Source organism: Mesorhizobium sp. M1409 (assembly GCF_040317535.1).
In the GTDB taxonomy this organism is placed as follows: Bacteria; Pseudomonadota; Alphaproteobacteria; order Rhizobiales; family Rhizobiaceae; genus Mesorhizobium.
In genome coordinates, this window is the sequence record NZ_JAMYKV010000014.1 from 42,054 (window position 1) to 57,194 (window position 15,141).

Annotated in this window: 20 protein-coding genes; 13 read left to right on the plus strand and 7 right to left on the minus strand. The window is 61.7% G+C overall.

All coding sequences use genetic code 11. The features are described 5' to 3' along the window. Positions 1–96 precede the first annotated feature (96 nt). A complete protein-coding gene (locus tag NKG99_RS13835) occupies positions 97–1,299 on the plus strand; it encodes a cytochrome P450 (protein ID WP_352868356.1) in 1,203 nt (400 codons plus the stop codon). A 9-nt stretch (positions 1,300–1,308) separates the two neighbouring features. On the opposite strand, the gene NKG99_RS13840 is transcribed toward NKG99_RS13835, so the two are convergent. The 3 genes from NKG99_RS13840 to NKG99_RS13850 are packed head-to-tail and all read right to left on the minus strand — an operon-like array spanning position 1,309 to position 3,430. Then, positions 1,309–2,097, minus strand: a complete 789-nt coding sequence (locus NKG99_RS13840; protein ID WP_352868359.1) for a Stf0 family sulfotransferase — start codon at positions 2,095–2,097, stop codon at positions 1,309–1,311. A 35-nt stretch (positions 2,098–2,132) separates the two neighbouring features. After that, on the minus strand, positions 2,133–2,999 hold the full coding sequence (locus NKG99_RS13845) for an alpha/beta fold hydrolase (RefSeq protein ID WP_352868362.1): 867 nt from the start codon (positions 2,997–2,999) through the stop codon (positions 2,133–2,135). After that, positions 2,999–3,430: a hypothetical protein gene (locus NKG99_RS13850; RefSeq protein ID WP_352868365.1), complete on the minus strand. Its 432-nt coding sequence runs from the start codon at positions 3,428–3,430 to the stop codon at positions 2,999–3,001. The genes NKG99_RS13845 and NKG99_RS13850 overlap by 1 nt, the downstream gene beginning before the upstream one ends. Before the next feature lie 232 nt (positions 3,431–3,662). Between NKG99_RS13850 and sseA the strand changes: the two genes are divergently transcribed. The 4 genes from sseA (at position 3,663) to NKG99_RS13870 (ending at position 6,386) form a co-directional block, all read left to right on the plus strand. Beyond that, positions 3,663–4,514, plus strand: coding sequence for a 3-mercaptopyruvate sulfurtransferase (gene sseA, locus NKG99_RS13855; protein ID WP_352868367.1), 852 nt, complete (start codon positions 3,663–3,665; stop codon positions 4,512–4,514). Positions 4,515–4,519: 5 nt separating this feature from the next. After that, positions 4,520–5,083, plus strand: a complete 564-nt coding sequence (locus NKG99_RS13860) for a GNAT family N-acetyltransferase (protein WP_352657912.1) — start codon at positions 4,520–4,522, stop codon at positions 5,081–5,083. A gap of 100 nt (positions 5,084–5,183) precedes the next feature. Then, the gene (locus tag NKG99_RS13865) at positions 5,184–5,741 is read left to right on the plus strand and encodes an OmpA family protein (protein ID WP_352868371.1); all 558 of its coding nucleotides are present in this window, start codon (positions 5,184–5,186) and stop codon (positions 5,739–5,741) included. A 177-nt stretch (positions 5,742–5,918) separates the two neighbouring features. Then, a complete protein-coding gene (locus NKG99_RS13870; RefSeq protein WP_352868374.1) occupies positions 5,919–6,386 on the plus strand; it encodes a DUF1203 domain-containing protein in 468 nt (155 codons plus the stop codon). A gap of 226 nt (positions 6,387–6,612) precedes the next feature. Here the strand turns inward: NKG99_RS13870 and ald are convergent, their stop codons facing one another. Then, complete coding sequence (gene ald / locus NKG99_RS13875; protein WP_352868377.1) at positions 6,613–7,728, minus strand: alanine dehydrogenase; 1,116 nt, start codon at positions 7,726–7,728, stop codon at positions 6,613–6,615. Between the two features lie 157 nt (positions 7,729–7,885). Between ald and NKG99_RS13880 the strand changes: the two genes are divergently transcribed. Next, on the plus strand, positions 7,886–8,359 hold the full coding sequence (locus tag NKG99_RS13880; protein WP_010909317.1) for an Lrp/AsnC family transcriptional regulator: 474 nt from the start codon (positions 7,886–7,888) through the stop codon (positions 8,357–8,359). A gap of 138 nt (positions 8,360–8,497) precedes the next feature. Here the strand turns inward: NKG99_RS13880 and NKG99_RS13885 are convergent, their stop codons facing one another. Beyond that, positions 8,498–9,160: a 5-formyltetrahydrofolate cyclo-ligase gene (locus NKG99_RS13885; RefSeq protein ID WP_352868381.1), complete on the minus strand. Its 663-nt coding sequence runs from the start codon at positions 9,158–9,160 to the stop codon at positions 8,498–8,500. Between the two features lie 166 nt (positions 9,161–9,326). Between NKG99_RS13885 and NKG99_RS13890 the strand changes: the two genes are divergently transcribed. Both NKG99_RS13890 and NKG99_RS13895 read left to right on the plus strand, forming a co-directional pair. Next, positions 9,327–10,592 (plus strand): NAD(P)/FAD-dependent oxidoreductase, encoded by a 1,266-nt coding sequence (locus tag NKG99_RS13890; protein ID WP_352868383.1) that lies wholly within the window; start codon positions 9,327–9,329, stop codon positions 10,590–10,592. Positions 10,593–10,642: 50 nt separating this feature from the next. Then, complete coding sequence (locus tag NKG99_RS13895; RefSeq protein ID WP_352868568.1) at positions 10,643–10,780, plus strand: hypothetical protein; 138 nt, start codon at positions 10,643–10,645, stop codon at positions 10,778–10,780. Between the two features lie 47 nt (positions 10,781–10,827). Here NKG99_RS13895 and NKG99_RS13900 read toward each other — a convergent pair whose 3' ends face one another. After that, positions 10,828–12,087 carry a class I SAM-dependent methyltransferase gene (locus NKG99_RS13900; protein ID WP_352868386.1) on the minus strand — a complete coding sequence of 420 codons (1,260 nt, stop codon included), beginning with the start codon at positions 12,085–12,087 and terminating at the stop codon, positions 10,828–10,830. A gap of 1 nt (position 12,088) precedes the next feature. After that, complete coding sequence (locus tag NKG99_RS13905) at positions 12,089–12,370, minus strand: DUF1365 family protein (protein WP_352868560.1); 282 nt, start codon at positions 12,368–12,370, stop codon at positions 12,089–12,091. A 64-nt stretch (positions 12,371–12,434) separates the two neighbouring features. Between NKG99_RS13905 and NKG99_RS13910 the strand changes: the two genes are divergently transcribed. The 5 genes from NKG99_RS13910 to NKG99_RS13930 all read left to right on the plus strand — a co-directional run bounded on the left by NKG99_RS13910 (position 12,435) and on the right by NKG99_RS13930 (position 15,100). After that, a complete protein-coding gene (locus tag NKG99_RS13910) occupies positions 12,435–12,569 on the plus strand; it encodes a hypothetical protein (protein WP_352868389.1) in 135 nt (44 codons plus the stop codon). Between the two features lie 99 nt (positions 12,570–12,668). Next, positions 12,669–12,959 carry a Dabb family protein gene (locus NKG99_RS13915; RefSeq protein WP_352868392.1) on the plus strand — a complete coding sequence of 97 codons (291 nt, stop codon included), beginning with the start codon at positions 12,669–12,671 and terminating at the stop codon, positions 12,957–12,959. Positions 12,960–13,068: 109 nt separating this feature from the next. Then, complete coding sequence (locus tag NKG99_RS13920; RefSeq protein ID WP_352868395.1) at positions 13,069–13,959, plus strand: VOC family protein; 891 nt, start codon at positions 13,069–13,071, stop codon at positions 13,957–13,959. After that, positions 13,956–14,801 (plus strand): 3-deoxy-8-phosphooctulonate synthase, encoded by an 846-nt coding sequence (gene kdsA, locus NKG99_RS13925; RefSeq protein WP_352868397.1) that lies wholly within the window; start codon positions 13,956–13,958, stop codon positions 14,799–14,801. The genes NKG99_RS13920 and kdsA overlap by 4 nt, the downstream gene beginning before the upstream one ends. Positions 14,802–14,896: 95 nt before the next feature. Next, positions 14,897–15,100, plus strand: coding sequence for a dodecin family protein (locus tag NKG99_RS13930; protein WP_352868399.1), 204 nt, complete (start codon positions 14,897–14,899; stop codon positions 15,098–15,100). The last annotated feature ends 41 nt before the right edge of the window (positions 15,101–15,141 follow it).

Consider the following 15,141-nt stretch of genomic DNA (forward strand, 5'->3'; position numbering starts at 1 on the left):
CTTTTTATCCCTGCGAATCAAATATGATAGAGCTGGGTTTTCTGGTCGAGACGTCAGCGCGATGCCTGTGGCGTTCATGGCTGCTTGGGGGCATTGATGGACAATCAGGCGCAAATCGAAAGCGTTCTAAACAATCTCGTCTACGCGCTTTTTGCCCAAAGCGGGCAGGTGGGGCCTAATGGAAAGGCCCGTGACCTCGGCAATGTGACTGTCTTCGACAATCCCGAGGCCGTCGACGTAATCGTCAAGGCGCCGGAGCTTTTCCGAAAGAACTTCTCTCTGATCTCGGCGCTCGGATTCAGCCGCTTCAACACCAATGATGAAGACTGGTCCGTCCGGCGCGCCATTACCCAGGATATCTATTTGGCAGCCGCCAGGTCGGCGCAGCAGCATCCCGTGGCGGAAATCTATGCCACCAGTCTTTCCGGGAGCGAGGCGACGCTGCCCGCGATTCAGCAAGCCCTGTTTGCTGCGTCAATGACGATATTTTACCGGGCTTTCGGCCTTGTTCCCGATATGGCGGCGACACTCGTGTTGCTCGACAGGGTGCGCGAGGTGCTGAGGCGTCTCCAATTTTATTCCTGGGTGTCGCCGACGACCGCCGAACGCGCGAATGCGATCAAGGACGCCCGTGCAGTGATCGCCGATTTCGGATCGCGGCTGATGGCGGACCCACGGGCGGCGGCCGAGATGGACCGCTTCAGAAGCGAGGCCCACGACGTTGAAGGCTTTTCGCCGGTCGAGGAGTTCGTCATGAATTTCTTCGCCGGCGTCGAGACAACAGTGACGACGGCACTTTGGGTCATCGACCGGCTGGGGGCCAATCAGCAGGTGCAGGAGCGCATCCATGCCGAGATACTCTCGGGCGAGGTGCTCACGCCGTATACCGATTGCATCATCAATGAGACGATGCGTTATTTCCCTCCGATACCGTTTCTGACCCGAGAAGTCGGCGCCGATACCGTTCTTGACGGCCGCGACCTGCGCGCCGGGCAGCTGATCATGGTATCGATCATCGGCGTGCACCAGCATCCAGCCTTCTGGGAAAACCCGCGCACGTTCGACGCAAGCAGGAAGGAATTCATCGAGAACAGCTTCGACCGACGGGCTTTTATTCCGTTCCTCACCGGACCGCGCATGTGCGGTGGCGCCCGTCTTGGCCGGCTGGAAGTAAAGGAGGCTATTCTCGCCGTGGTACGCCAGTTCGCCTTCAGTCGGGCCGACGATGTGATCCGGTTCGACTATGCGCTGGCATTACGCCCGGCGGAGGGGTCTTCGGTCAGTGTTTCGCGTCGATGAAGCGCAACGTCAGGCGCGTTCTCGCCAAAACCGCCGGATGTAGTCCCCGAATTGCCTTCCGACCATGGTCTTGAACTCGACATCATGCGCATAGCGCTTGCTTGTCGATATGGCCTTTGACTTCAGCTCGAAGTCCGGGAACCAATTGCTCATTGTGACGGATACGTTTTCCTGCTGGTTCGCGACAAAGTCTTCGTAGCAAACATCAGCCACTCTCTGGCGATCAATGCTGTTCAGGTAATTTTTCCACCTGATCTCGCTGTCGAAAATGTACTGCGCGGTATCTCGGACAACCCTCTCGCTCAAAATTGTCACCGTGGGAATCCCAGGCAGTGTCTCCTGACTGTCGAAGGGCTGGCCTGTATGGAGCATCGAGAGCAGGCTTATGGTCTGCTCTACCTTGTTTCTCCTGGAGAGGAACACGTAGAACGAGTTACCGTCGTCATCGCCGATCGAACTGCGCGCGAATGGCAGGTTTTCAAAAAAGATCTTGGCGCCGAATACGCCGTTTTCAGTCCTCTTCTTCAGGAGATGCCGACCGAAGACCGGCGCCTGCTCATTGAGTTTTTCGAGGTCAATGGTGTCGTCGGCCGACCATCGTCTCATCAACGGCAAGGCATATTGCCACTGAAAATATTCGGTGGGTATTCCAAGGCCGAACTGCTGCAAGACCTGGCAATAGGAATGCCCGGCGGTTCGCGGAGTCGTGCAAATCAGGATCTTGGCGGGATTTTCAGCCGAGCTTTGGCGATCATAAGTCGCGGCGATATATTCACTGTATAAATCGTCGAAATGCATTTTCCGAAACCAACCCCGCCACGACAAATCCAGTTTCAGACAGCAGACAGGAAACCCAGGATGAGCAGGGCCTGGTCCAGCGTCATCAGCGACGGCGGATCGCCCGCATCGATATTGTCGGCAAGCCACAGATCGGGCCGTGCCTTTCGCGTGCGGTCGATGGCCTGCCGGTCGATGACTTGGCTGCCGCGGCCGTACATCATGAGGATGCGGGCATCGATCTTGGCTGCGATTGGGAACAGATCGTAATCGCGCCCGGTCATGGCGTCGAAGTTTCCGGTCGTGGCCGGGTCATAGGCAAGTCGGAAGCCATCCGGGCTGGCGGCGATTCTGTTCTCGACATAGCGGTTGAAGACCGTTTCCTCGACCGACCCCATGACGGCTCTGGAGGCGCCCAGATACTCCTTCGCCGCTGCGCGGGTCTCGAACTTGAGCGCACTTTCCTTCGTGACTCCGCTTCTCATCGCGTCGACCTTCGGCCCGCCGAGCATTGGCACGTCGTTGAGAACGATTTTCGCGGCCTTGGAACGAGTCATATACAGGAACAACAGCAAGATCGTGCCACCCCACGAAGTGCCGATGAAGTGGTTCTCCGTCCCGGCGAACTCGCCAAGCGCACGCAGGCATTTGGAGTAGACGTTGATATCGTATCCTGAACCCAGATAGGCGCTGCGCCCGCGTCCCAACAGGTCTGGGCAGATCACCAGGAAGCCATTGCGGCACAGGAATGTGGCAAGGTAGTCAAAGTCGGCACCATTGCCGGTGAAGCCGTGCAGGCAGAAGACCGTTGCGCGCGACGTGCCGGCCGGCCGCCAGATGCGCACGAACATCGCGGCGTAGCGATCATCCAGCCGGATGAGGATTTCTTGCGTCAGCGCCTCGGCGGAGTCGGCCGAATCCATCAGACGTCGCGCTTGCGGACGGCACGCTTGACCGAGCCGCGGTTGTCGATGAAGTCGCGTTTCCAGAATACCGACTTGTCGAGGTTGATGAGCTTGGCCTTCTTGATCATCGGCAGGATGTGGGACGAGGACCGCGTCGCCAGAACCGTCACCGCGGTGGCGTCGCCCCCGGGAAGGGGATTGAGTGGTCCGCCGTTCGTCGCCCAGGCTTCTGCTATCTCGCGGCTGGTCTGTATCCAACCGACATAAGCGACGATGGCGTCGTCAATCGAGCCGATCATGTGTGTCTGCTGGTCCAGTTGATAGCGCAGCGTCTTCACCATCAAGCCGAACTCGTAACCGTCAAAAGGCGGATAGTGCGCAATAAAATTGCAAACAAGCCCGAGCGAAACCGGATTGCTGGGAACACGGGAAAACAGGAGATTGCTCATGTCGAGATTTTATTGACCCCGCCCACCCCAGATCATAACCATCACTCCGTACTCGCCACGAAACACGAAAACAATCGGAATCAACGCACTGCCACGGCAGACATGTCGTGCGCTCACAATACATCCGGATTGTCGAGCCGAACATGATCCCGAACCGAAGGTCAGCCAAAGGATTGCGGTCGGCCAAGAAGGCAGGCTCAATGTTGGCCGAAGACGAAGCAGGAGAACAAGAATGGCAGAGGACAGCCCTTTCACCGTCGATGCGGACTGGCTGCAGCAGCGTCTCGGCGAGCCGGGTCTGACGATCATCGATGCGTCCTGGTATCTCCCGGCGCAAAAGCGCGATGCGCGCGGCGAATACGAGGCGGCGCACATTCCGGGCGCGCGGTTCCTGGATCAGGATGCCGTTTCCGACCCGGACTCGCCGCTGCCGCACATGTTGCCGTCGCCGCAGCACTTCGCCCAGTATGTGGGCGCCATGGGCGTTTCGGCCGATGACACCATCGTCGTCTATGACGGCCCGGGTTTCTTCTCCGCGCCTCGGGCATGGTGGATGTTCCGGGTGATGGGCGTCTTCCAGACCTATATTCTGGACGGCGGCTTTGATGGCTGGAAAGCCGCCGGCCGGCCGGTAACGGCCGAACCGACGAAGATCGCGCCAAGCGTATTTCATGCCGATTTCGACGCTGGTCGCGTCGCCAGCCTCGCCGACATGCGCCGGATCGTCGACACCGGGGAAAGCCAGATCGCCGACGCCCGTGGGCCGGGCCGCTTCACCGGCACCGAGCCAGAACCGCGCGCGGGTATCCGCTCCGGCCATATGCCTGGCGCACGCAATCTGCCCTATTCGGCGCTGTCGGAAAATGGCGAGCTGTTGTCGAAGGACCGCCTGCGCAAGGTGATCGAGGAGGCCGGTATCGATCTGTCGAAACCCGTCGTCACCTCATGTGGCTCCGGCATTACCGCGGCGGTGGCAACGCTGGCGCTGGAAACGCTTGGCCATACCGACAACAGGCTTTACGACGGCTCATGGACGGAGTGGGGTGGGCTTTCCGACACGCCTGTCGTGACCGGCAAGGAATGACGGCAATGGAAAACGGCGCGCTGGAAGACATCGAAGTCACTGTGACATTTCTCGAGATGCACGTGCCGCCGGCCTATTTGCCGCCTGTGCCCTATAACCGTCAGGTCGCGCTGCTGAAGACCAAGGACATTCCGCTGCATTTCTACCGGTATTTGATGGACCGGGTGGGGCGCAAATGGCACTGGGTCAATGTGCTGAGACTGGATGATGACGAGCTTTCCGCCGGCATCCACCGCGAGGATCGCGACATCAGGGTGCTCTATCTCGACGGGGCACCGGCCGGCTTCTTCGATCTCAAGCCGCATCTGCCGGAAGAAGTCGAACTTGCCTATTTCGGCATGATGGAACATGCCACCGGACAGGGCATCGGCCGCTGGTTCCTGGGCTCCGCGATCGCCGCCGCGTGGTCGTATGGTCCGAAGCGGGTGACGGTGCAGACCTGCACGCTCGATCATCCGGCGGCTCTGCCGCTCTATCAGAAGCTCGGCTTTGCACCTGTGGCGCAAAAGAAAGAGACCGTGCATCCGCTGCCTTTCGCCGAACGCTCGGCCAGCGTCATGCGGCCGTGATGCCAGCCGGAATCTGCCCCCGTCGTTCATCGGCGCTTCAGGCTGCCTTTGGCATGTTGCCCGCACCATCAATGCGGCCAAGGCCGAAGGAAACGAAGACATGTTGACCCGCCGTACACTTGCCGCCGCGCTGATCGCGGCCATTGCCATGCCGAGCCTTGCCGCCGCCCAGGCGACAACGCCTTCGGCCGCGACGATCGAGAGGAACCTCGAGGCGGCACCGCGTGTGAAGCTGCGGCCGAATGAACGCGTCACCATCCGCGAATTCAAGCGGCGCCCGGATTTGCGCCGCATGGCCCGCTCGATCGATATCCAGTCGATCAATTTCGCCTTCGGTTCGGCGGCCATTTCCAACTCGCAATACGACAAGATCGAGAACATTGCTGACGCGCTGCGGCGCATCCTGCGCCGCGATCCGGGTGCCCGCGTGCTGATCGAGGGCCATACCGACGCCGTCGGCTCCTTCCAGTCGAACCAGGCCCTGTCGGAACAGCGCGCCGCTTCGCTCAAGCGCACACTGGTGCGCCAATTCCGTGTGCCCGGCTATGCACTGGAAACGGTTGGTTACGGTGAGGAGTTTTTGCTCGTGCAAACGCAGAACGAGAATTGGCAGAACCGGCGCGTGACGCTCCGCCGCTTCGACGATTTTATCCGCTGAGCGGGACAGTATTCTTTAGCCGGCGCAATATGCCGGACGGACAAAACCCGATCCGAACAGAACTGGTCGCAGGACCGATTGCCGAGAATCGATCGGTCCTGCACCTTGGCAGGAATCGGGTGGGAGGCGCGGACCTGGCGACATAATTTCCGGTCAACGACACCGGAGAAATTCACCATGACCATCCAGTTCAAAGCGTTGCCGACCGACGATGTCAGGAACCTGCAGCGGGGCGGTCCCGATGCTTACGGTGACACGCCCGAGCGAAAGATCTCCGACGGTGACGGCATGCCTTGCCGGCACTGCCTGAAGAACATCGCCGCCGGCGACGCTTACCTCATCCTGGCCTACCGGCCATTTCCGGAGCTCCAGCCCTACGCCGAAACCGGGCCGATCTTCCTGCATGCCGAGGAATGCGAACGCGCCGCCGGAAGCGAGGCGCTTCCCGAGATCCTCGAAAGTCCCGACTACATCGTGCGCGGCTATGGCAGGGATGATCGCATCGTCTATGGCAGTGGCGGTGTCATCCCGACCGGAGCAATCGCCGCACGGGCAGAGGCGCTGTTCGAGCGCGACGATATCGCCTACGTCCATGTCCGTTCGGCTCGCAACAATTGCTACCAGTGTCGCATCGAGCGCGCATGAGGCGCTGGGATCGCCGACAGGAGACGCTGTCGTACTCCCGTCGCATAATCGCGATAGAACGCGATTGTCGATCGATTGGCCGACCGCGGATGAACCGGCGGCAAATCTCGACATCGAGGAAGCGGGGCTTTGGCTCCGCTTTTTTGTTGCCTGCTTCGATCCCAAAGAAAAACCCGCCGGCATGAAACCGGCGGGTGAGACGGGAAGAAGCAGTCTTTTTGTGAAATCAGGCGGCCAGAACGGCTTTCGGCTCGACCAGTTCGTAGCCGAGTGCCTCGGCGACAGCCCGGTTGGTGATCTTGCCCTTGTGGACATTGAGGCCGTTGCGCAAATGGTGGTCGTCGATCAGCGCCTTCAGGCCCTTGTCGGCAAGCTGCAGGCCATAGTGAAGCGTTGCGTTGTTGAGCGCATGGGCCGAGGTGACCGGCACCGCGCCCGGCATGTTGGCGACGCAATAGTGGATGACGCCATCGACCTCATAGGTCGGATCGGCATGGGTTGTGGCGTGCGAGGTCTCGAAGCAGCCGCCCTGGTCGATGGCGACGTCGACCAGCACCGAGCCCTTCTTCATGCCTGAGAGCATTTCGCGCGAAACCAGCTTCGGCGCCGCGGCACCGGGGATCAGCACGGCGCCAACGACGATATCGGCCGAAAAACACTCTTCTTCCAGGGCCTCGACCGTCGAGTAACGGGTGTGGACGCGGCCGGCGAAGAGGTCATCGAGCTGACGCAGGCGCGGGATCGAGCGGTCGATGATGGTGACATCGGCGCCAAGCCCCGCCGCCATCCTGGCAGCGTGCAGGCCGACAACGCCGCCGCCAAGCACGGTGACCTTGCCGGGCAGCACGCCGGGCACGCCGCCGAGCAGCACGCCGCGGCCGCCATTGGCCTTCTGCAGCGCCGTGGCGCCGGCCTGGATCGACAAGCGTCCGGCGACCTCGGACATCGGCGCCAGCAGCGGCAGGCCGCCACGATCATCGGTCACGGTCTCGTAGGCGATTGCCGTCACGCCGGAAGCGAGCAGGCCCTTGGTCTGCTCCGGATCCGGAGCAAGATGAAGATAGGTGTACAGGATCTGGCCTTCGCGAAGCTGCGCCCATTCGGTGGGCTGCGGCTCCTTGACCTTGACGATCATGTCCGACTTGGCGAACACGTCGGCAGCCGTCTTGGCAATCGTCGCGCCGGCGGCGCGATAGGCGTTGTCATCGGCCCCGATGCCGGCTCCGGCTCCCGTCTCGACCAGCACTTCGTGGCCATGGGCGACATATTCGCGGACCGAGCCGGGCGTGAGGCCGACGCGATATTCGTGGTTCTTGATTTCCTTGGGGCAGCCGACGCGCATTTTTCTTCTCCTGATCCGGCCCTTTTGGGCTCGTTCCCTGTATTGCAGGAGTGAACCACGAATCGGTGTGCAAGTGTTTGCGAATGCGCTTGCGCCAGCGGCAGTGTTTCGATAATCGTTGCGCAAAACAGTCAGATTTTCGCAGGATTCACGAAAAATGCCGCTCGACAGGATTGATATCGCCATTCTCGAGACTTTGCAGAAGGATGGCCGGATACCCAATGCGGCACTCGCCGAGAAGGTCGGTCTATCGCAGTCGGCCTGTTCGCGCCGGCTCGACAATCTGGAGAAATCCGGAACCATCCGCGGCTACCATGCCCGGCTCTCCAATGCTGCGCTTGGCCACCAGATGACGGCGATCGTGCACATATCCTTGTCGGGACAATTCGAGAAGACGCTGTCGGATTTCGAGGCGGCGATCAAGCGCTGTCCGAACGTGCTGTCCTGCCATCTGATGTCGGGCGAGTACGACTATATTCTCAGGATCGCGGCAAAGGATCTCGTCGACTATGAGCGCATCCACAAGGAATGGCTGTCGGCGATGCCGCATGTGACCAAGATCAACTCATCTTTTGCGCTACGCGAAATCGTCGACCGCACGGCCATGGGCATGAAGCCGGAAATGGCCTGAGCTATATCGATTCAGGTGATGCCGGCCTGCGAACGGCGGTTTCCTGTGCTTCCGGCACTCACGGACTCTAACGTCCGCTCCGTTCCGGTTCTCGGAACCCGCCATTCTCGACTCGGCCTAACCTGAATCTCAACACCGCTAACCGATCCTGAATGCCTCGGTCACCACCCGATCCATCGGGATATCGTGCGGCTGCGGGTAGATGGTGGCGATGCGCTGCAGCTCGTAGCCGACGCCGATGACCAGGGGCTTGAACGGCATCGCGGCCAGCGTGCGGTCGAAGAAGCCGCCGCCATAACCCAGGCGGTAGTTCTGGGGATCGATGCCGACGATCGGTGAGATGACGATGTCCGGCAGCACCGGATCGCCCTCGGCTGGAATCGGGATGTTCCAGACGCCTTTCTCCAGCCTGTCGCCCGGCGCGTAGGTGCGAAAGGTCAGCGGGTGCCCTTTCTCGACAACGATGGGCAGGGCGGTGCGGCCGCCGCGTGCATTGACGGACGCCATCCATGGCCGCAAGTCCGGCTCGCCGCGAAACGGCCAGTAAAGACTGACCATGCGGCCGGCGATCTTGCCAATGATCGCGTCGAGGCCATCGGCGATCCGTTGCGACATGACCGTTCTCGCGTCGGCCGAAACGGCAAGGCGGGCCGTGATCAGGCGTTCGCGCTCGGGCTTGCGCCAGCGTCTCACATCGGTCCAGTCGCTCAGAGGCGCTCTGAATTCCGGATCGAGTTCATGCATGAAACAGGGCGGCGAAGAATACCGCGCCGGAGCGGCGTCGTCTCGATCGTTGGCCATGCCTCACCTCGTGGTGCCGTTTGAAGAACGCTATACCGGGCCACGGTGCCCGACATGTGCATTCACGACATTCGAAGGCGACTCCCGGGCAATCATCAAAGGATGGAGCGTTGTTGCAGTGCACAAAAATACCTACATCAGGTCAGATGCATTGGGGTGAATTGAGATGAACCAAGCCAGCCATCATGTCGTCGTCGTCGGCGCGGGTTTCGGCGGTCTCGAATTCACACGTGCGCTTGGCGGTGCGCCGGTGCGCATCACCATGATCGACAAGCGTAACCATCACCTCTTCCAGCCGCTGCTCTACCAGGTGGCGACCACGGCGCTGGCGACATCCGAGATTGCCTGGCCGGTCCGCCATCTGCTGCACAAGCGTAAGGACGTGACGACATTGCTCGCCAATGTCGTCGGCGTCGATCGCGCCGGCAAACGCGTGCTGCTCGAAGACGGCAGCGCGGTCGCCTACGACACGCTGCTGCTCGCCACCGGTGCCCGCCATGCCTATTTCGGCCATGACGAGTGGGAGCCTTTCGCGCCTGGCCTGAAGACGCTGGAGGACGCCACCACGGTTCGGCGGCGCATACTTCTGGCTTTCGAGCAGGCCGAGCGGGAGACCGATCCCGCCAAACGCCAGGCGCTGCTGACCATTGCGATCGTCGGTGGCGGGCCGACCGGCGTGGAACTGGCCGGCACCATCGTCGAGCTGGCACATGACACGCTGCATGGCGAGTTCCGCAACATCGATACACGCGACACGCGCGTGGTGCTGATCGAGGCCGGTGACCGTATTCTGGCCAATTTCGCACCGAAGCTTTCCGACTATGCCTCGAAGGCGCTCGAGCGGCTCGGCGTGACGGTCGAACTCGGCCGGGCTGTTACGCGTTGCGACGCCGAGGGCGTCGTCTTCGGCGACAAGCACCTGGCGGCGAAGACGATCCTGTGGGCGGCGGGCGTTGCCGCTTCACCGGCCGCCGAGTGGCTCGGCGCGGCGGCGGACCGGGCGGGCAGGGTGCTCGTCGAGCCAGACCTGACCGTCCCTGGCAGCCCGGAGATTTTCGTCATCGGCGATGCCGCTCATGTCCTGCGGCCTGACGGGCGGCCCGTTCCTGGAGTGGCGCCCGCCGCCAAGCAGCAGGGCCGGCATGTTGCCGCCACGCTGAAGGCGCGGCTTGCCGGCGACACCACCTCGCGCCCGTTCCACTATAGGCATGACGGCGATCTCGCCACGATCGGCAAGCGTGCCGCCGTGATCGACTTCGGCTGGATCAAGCTCACCGGCTGGGCGGCCTGGTGGCTGTGGGGGATTGCACACATCTATTTCCTGATCGGCTTTCGTAACCGGCTCGCCGTTTCGTTGAGCTGGCTATGGATCTACGCGACGGGTCAGCGCAGCGCGCGACTGATCACCCAGGGCGACGACGACAAGGGCTGATCTTCCCCGGCTGCGTATGTTCATCCGCGCCGGACGACAATTGGTCGTTCATGCCGCTGCCCGGAATCAGCGCCGTGTTCGAAACCGGCGCCAAGGCGAAGGATTTTATTGGGCGGGTGAAATCGCTGAAGATCGAACCGGCGGGTGAGGGCGAGGCAGGATTCGCGAAATACCGCATCCTGCTCTGACCACTTCCGTTCGAAGCTCGGTTCCATGCCGTCACCGCGGCGTCGATCTAATAAGCCTTGTAGACCACCTGGCGCACGTCGATGTAGCTGGCGCGGAATCCGGCCTCGCAATAGTGCAGGTAGAACTCCCAGAGCTTCTTGAAGCGGTCGTCGAAGCCGAGCGGGACGATCTTCTCCCATGACGCCCAGAACCGGTGGCGCCATTCGGCGAGCGTGCGGGCATAGTCGTCGGGAAACACGTGTTCGCGCAGATGGGCGAGGCCATGATCCCTGCCGAGCGCCTTGAGGATAGACGGCGTCGGCAGCATGCCACCGGGGAACACGTAGCGCTGGATGAAATCCGGCCTTGCGCGATAGGTGTCGTAAGAAGCTTCGTTGATGGTGATGATCTGCAGGCCAGCAGTGCCGCCGGGCTTCAGGCAGGCCTTCATTTTGCTGAAGAATAGTGGCCAGTATTTCTCGCCGACCGCCTCGAACATCTCGATCGAGGCGATGCGGTCATAGGTGCCGGTTTCGTCGCGATAATCCTGCAGCTTGATGTCAACCTTGTCGGCAAGTCCGGCCTTGGCGATGCGCGCCGTGGCGAAATCGTGCTGCTCGCGGCTGATTGTCAGCCCTGTCACCCGGCAGCCGATCTCGCGCGCCGCGAATTCGGCGAAGCCACCCCAGCCGCAGCCGATTTCCAGCACATGGTCCTTCGGATCGATCCCGATATCCTTCGCCAGCGCGCGATATTTGGCGGCCTGGCCGCTTTCCAGGTCGTTGGCACCGGTCGTATAGAGCGCCGAGGAGTAGGTCATGCTCGGATCGAGCCATTCCTTGTAGAAGGCGTTGCCAAGGTCGTAATGCGCCGAGATGTTGCGCCTCGAGCCGGTGCGTGTGTTCTGGTTGAACCAGTGGCGGATGCGCTGGACGGTGTTGATGAGCCAGCTGGTGCCGCCCGCGATACGCTCGCCGATGGCCGAATTGATCACGAACAGCTCCAGGAAGCTGGTCACGTCAGGGCTATCCCAATCGCCATCCATGTAGGATTCGGCAACGCCGATCGTGCCGCCGGAAAAGGCGCGGCCGGGCAAGCGCCAGTTCTTGAGCACCAGTTCGGCGTCCGGGCCGGGTCCCTTGCCGCCGACGAGGACGGCGCGGCCGTCCGGCATCCTGACCTTGAGCGAACCGCGCGGCAGGTTCATCGCCGCCGACAGCACCATGCGTGCCTTGGCCGGCAGACCTTTGACGATCTCGGCGAAATTGAATTCGTCGAGCCTGATCGCGTCGCTCAACGCCATGCCATGATGTTCCTTGTGTGCCATCTCACGCGCCCCTGACTTCCGCGGTGTCGGCGCAAATTGCCGAGCCCCGGTTCTCGCGGTTCATTCGCCAGGTTCGAACACCGTTGCGTGGTTCCGGCAGCTGACCGGTTCGGCGATCGGCGGTCTCGAACGAAGCGCGCGCCCTTTTTCGCCTGAGCTTCAGCGCTTCCCAGTGAATCCTTGCGACAATCTTCCACGTCATGAGGGGGAACTTCAAGAGGCAGGCTGCAAGCTGGGCTGTGCCAAGTGGGTGCTCTCGCCGGTGTGGATCTGCCTTTTGCACAGCAAAGGCCGAACGCGCCAAAAACGCCTATGGCTGCGGCATTGCGTGTGCGATAGATTTAGCCATGCGTTATGTAGTCGTCATTGCCGCCATCGCGTTTTTCCTGATCTGGGATGGCATATACAATCAGGGCCGGTATCTCGACTCAACGGTGAGGGGCGCCACGCACTTCGCGCGGTCCGTCACCAACAATATCTAACGTCTGCTCGAACGACCGGCGGCCGCGACATCCTTGTCGATTGACGCCGCCGTGCTGCCGTCACAAAAGACCTCCGGCATTTAGATCGAGGAGGCGGCTTTGATCCGGCATATCGTTTTCTTCAGCGCGCGGCGTAAGGAGGACGTGGAGGCGGTGCGCACCGGCCTGCTGGCGCTCGGCAACATTCCTCATTCCAGCCTTTTCGAGGTCACCTTGAACACCAAGGTGGACCCGCTGTCGGATGAGGTCGATGTGGTCGTCTATGCGGAATTCGCCGATGACGCCGCGCTGGCCGCCTACAAGGCGCACCCGCTCTATGCGCGGACCACCAGCAAGGTCAAACCACTGCGCGAGCTGCGCTACTCCGCCGATGTCGTCGCGGGGAGCTGATCGAGACCACGCTCCGGCCTTTCGACGTCCCATGAAATAGCCGGGTGGACCGGCCCGGATTGCGATCAAGTCTTGAACCGGTTTGCGGAATGATGCACATCGCGCCTGCATGACCCGAACCACAGCCACCGGCGCCCATCCGCTCGATCATCTGGTGCTGCCGACGCAGAGCCTCGATGTGGCGCGAGCCCGGCTCACCACGCTCGGCTTCGTCGTTGCACCGACCGGGGTCCATCCCTTCGGGACCGAAAACTGTTGTGTGTTCCTCGCCGACGGCACCTATCTCGAACCACTGGCTGTCGGCGATTCGCAGGCCGCGACGACGGCCATTGCCGAAGGCAATGTCTTCGTCGCGCGCGACCGCATCTATCGCGACAACCGTGGTGACGAGGGATTCTCCGCCATGGTTCTCTCTACCGGCAATGCCGATGCCGATCATGCGCGCTACCTCGAGGCCGGCATCTCGGCGGGGGACACGCTTAGCTTTTCGCGCGCCTTCACGGACCCGGCGGGCAAAAGCGACGTCGCATCGTTCAAGCTCGCCTTTGCGGCGGGAGCCAAGGCCACGGACGCTTTCCTGTTTGCCTGCGAGCGGGTCAACGCGCCTGACGTGGACCGTGCGGCTTTGCAGGCGCACGCCAACGGCGCCACTGGAATTGTCGAGATCGTAGCTGTCAGCGACCAACCTGCCGAACAGCATGGATTGATTTCGGTGGCGGTGGACAATCCGACCACCGACAGCCGGGGCGGCACATTTCACTTGCCGAATGCGGATCTGAGCGTGCTCGACCCAGCCTCTTTCACCGCGCGCTTTGGCCTGCCGGCCGGTGCGCCGACGGACCTTCGCTTCGCCGCGGTGGTCTTTTCGGTCCGGAGCGCCGATGTCACATCGCGGCTGCTTGCAGCCAATTCCATCCAACACGATATAGCGGGCAATGATATTGTCGTGCGGCCTGCACCCGGACAGGGCGCGGCCTTCATCTTCCGGGAGATCCCATGAGCATACCCCTGGCGCCCAATTCATCGGTAACCGTCGGCAATGTCGTCTTCGACAACAATGCAGCCTTGGCGCTGATCGCCGGCCCTTGCCAGTTTGAATCGCGCCAGCATGCCTTCGATATGGCCGGCGCGCTGAAGGAACTGACCGGCAAGCTCGGCATAGGCCTCGTCTACAAGACCAGCTACGACAAGGCCAACCGCACTTCGCTGTCGGCGACGCGGGGTGCCGGCATGGATGCGGCACTTCCCGTCTTCGACGAACTGCGCAAGGCATTTTCGCTCCCCGTGCTGACCGATGTCCACACCGAGGAGCAGTGCGCCATCGTCGCGCCGCATGTCGACGTCCTGCAGATTCCGGCTTTCCTGTCGCGCCAGACCGACATGCTGGTCGCCGCCGCCAAAACGGGCAAGGTGATCAACGTGAAGAAGGGGCAGTTCCTTGCCCCCTGGGACATGAAGAACGTCGTCGCCAAGATCACCGGCTCCGGCAACGCCAATGTGCTGACCACCGAGCGCGGTGTCTCCTTCGGCTACAACACGCTGGTCTCCGACATGCGCGCTTTGCCTGTCATGGCCGAGATCGGCGCGCCGGTGATCTTCGACGCCACCCATTCGGTGCAGCAGCCGGGCGGGCAGGGCGGCTCCTCGGGTGGTGAGCGCCGCTTTGTCGAGACTCTGGCACGCGCCGCCGTCGCCGTCGGCGTTGCCGGCGTGTTCATCGAGACCCATCAGGATCCGGATAATTCGACCTCTTCCGATGGCCCGAACATGCTGCCGCTGAAGGACATGCCGGCCCTGCTCGAGCGGCTGATGGCATTCGATCGCATCGCCAAGGGTCACTAAGCCAGGCACATCCTTCGCCGACTGTCGGCGCTTGTGATCGGCATAAGCCGACTGTACGCTTGCCCGGCAAATGAGCGTTTTGGCAGGAGGAAGCCATGTCCGTCGCCCGCGTCACCGAAATCACCTCGTCGTCGAACAAGAGCTTTCAGGACGCCATCGAACAGGGGATTGCGCGCGCATCGAAAACCCTGAAGAACGTCGAAGGCGCCTGGATCCAGGATCAGAAGATCGTCGTCGAGGACGGCAAGATTACCGCCTATCGCGTCAACATGAAGGTGACTTTCATCCTCGCGGAGTGACCGGCCCGCAGCCGAAAAAAGTCGGGAACTTTCGCCCGCGC

Coding starts and splice junctions, on each gene's coding strand:
- NKG99_RS13835 (WP_352868356.1), top strand. CDS start 97: ATGGACAATCAGGCGCAAATCGAAAGCGTTCTAAACAATCTCGTCTAC.
- NKG99_RS13840 (WP_352868359.1), bottom strand. CDS start 2,097: ATGCATTTCGACGATTTATACAGTGAATATATCGCCGCGACTTATGAT.
- NKG99_RS13845 (WP_352868362.1), bottom strand. CDS start 2,999: ATGGATTCGGCCGACTCCGCCGAGGCGCTGACGCAAGAAATCCTCATC.
- NKG99_RS13850 (WP_352868365.1), bottom strand. CDS start 3,430: ATGAGCAATCTCCTGTTTTCCCGTGTTCCCAGCAATCCGGTTTCGCTC.
- sseA (WP_352868367.1), top strand. CDS start 3,663: ATGGCAGAGGACAGCCCTTTCACCGTCGATGCGGACTGGCTGCAGCAG.
- NKG99_RS13860 (WP_352657912.1), top strand. CDS start 4,520: ATGGAAAACGGCGCGCTGGAAGACATCGAAGTCACTGTGACATTTCTC.
- NKG99_RS13865 (WP_352868371.1), top strand. CDS start 5,184: ATGTTGACCCGCCGTACACTTGCCGCCGCGCTGATCGCGGCCATTGCC.
- NKG99_RS13870 (WP_352868374.1), top strand. CDS start 5,919: ATGACCATCCAGTTCAAAGCGTTGCCGACCGACGATGTCAGGAACCTG.
- ald (WP_352868377.1), bottom strand. CDS start 7,728: ATGCGCGTCGGCTGCCCCAAGGAAATCAAGAACCACGAATATCGCGTC.
- NKG99_RS13880 (WP_010909317.1), top strand. CDS start 7,886: ATGCCGCTCGACAGGATTGATATCGCCATTCTCGAGACTTTGCAGAAG.
- NKG99_RS13885 (WP_352868381.1), bottom strand. CDS start 9,160: ATGGCCAACGATCGAGACGACGCCGCTCCGGCGCGGTATTCTTCGCCG.
- NKG99_RS13890 (WP_352868383.1), top strand. CDS start 9,327: ATGAACCAAGCCAGCCATCATGTCGTCGTCGTCGGCGCGGGTTTCGGC.
- NKG99_RS13895 (WP_352868568.1), top strand. CDS start 10,643: ATGCCGCTGCCCGGAATCAGCGCCGTGTTCGAAACCGGCGCCAAGGCG.
- NKG99_RS13900 (WP_352868386.1), bottom strand. CDS start 12,087: ATGGCACACAAGGAACATCATGGCATGGCGTTGAGCGACGCGATCAGG.
- NKG99_RS13910 (WP_352868389.1), top strand. CDS start 12,435: ATGCGTTATGTAGTCGTCATTGCCGCCATCGCGTTTTTCCTGATCTGG.
- NKG99_RS13920 (WP_352868395.1), top strand. CDS start 13,069: ATGACCCGAACCACAGCCACCGGCGCCCATCCGCTCGATCATCTGGTG.
- kdsA (WP_352868397.1), top strand. CDS start 13,956: ATGAGCATACCCCTGGCGCCCAATTCATCGGTAACCGTCGGCAATGTC.
- NKG99_RS13930 (WP_352868399.1), top strand. CDS start 14,897: ATGTCCGTCGCCCGCGTCACCGAAATCACCTCGTCGTCGAACAAGAGC.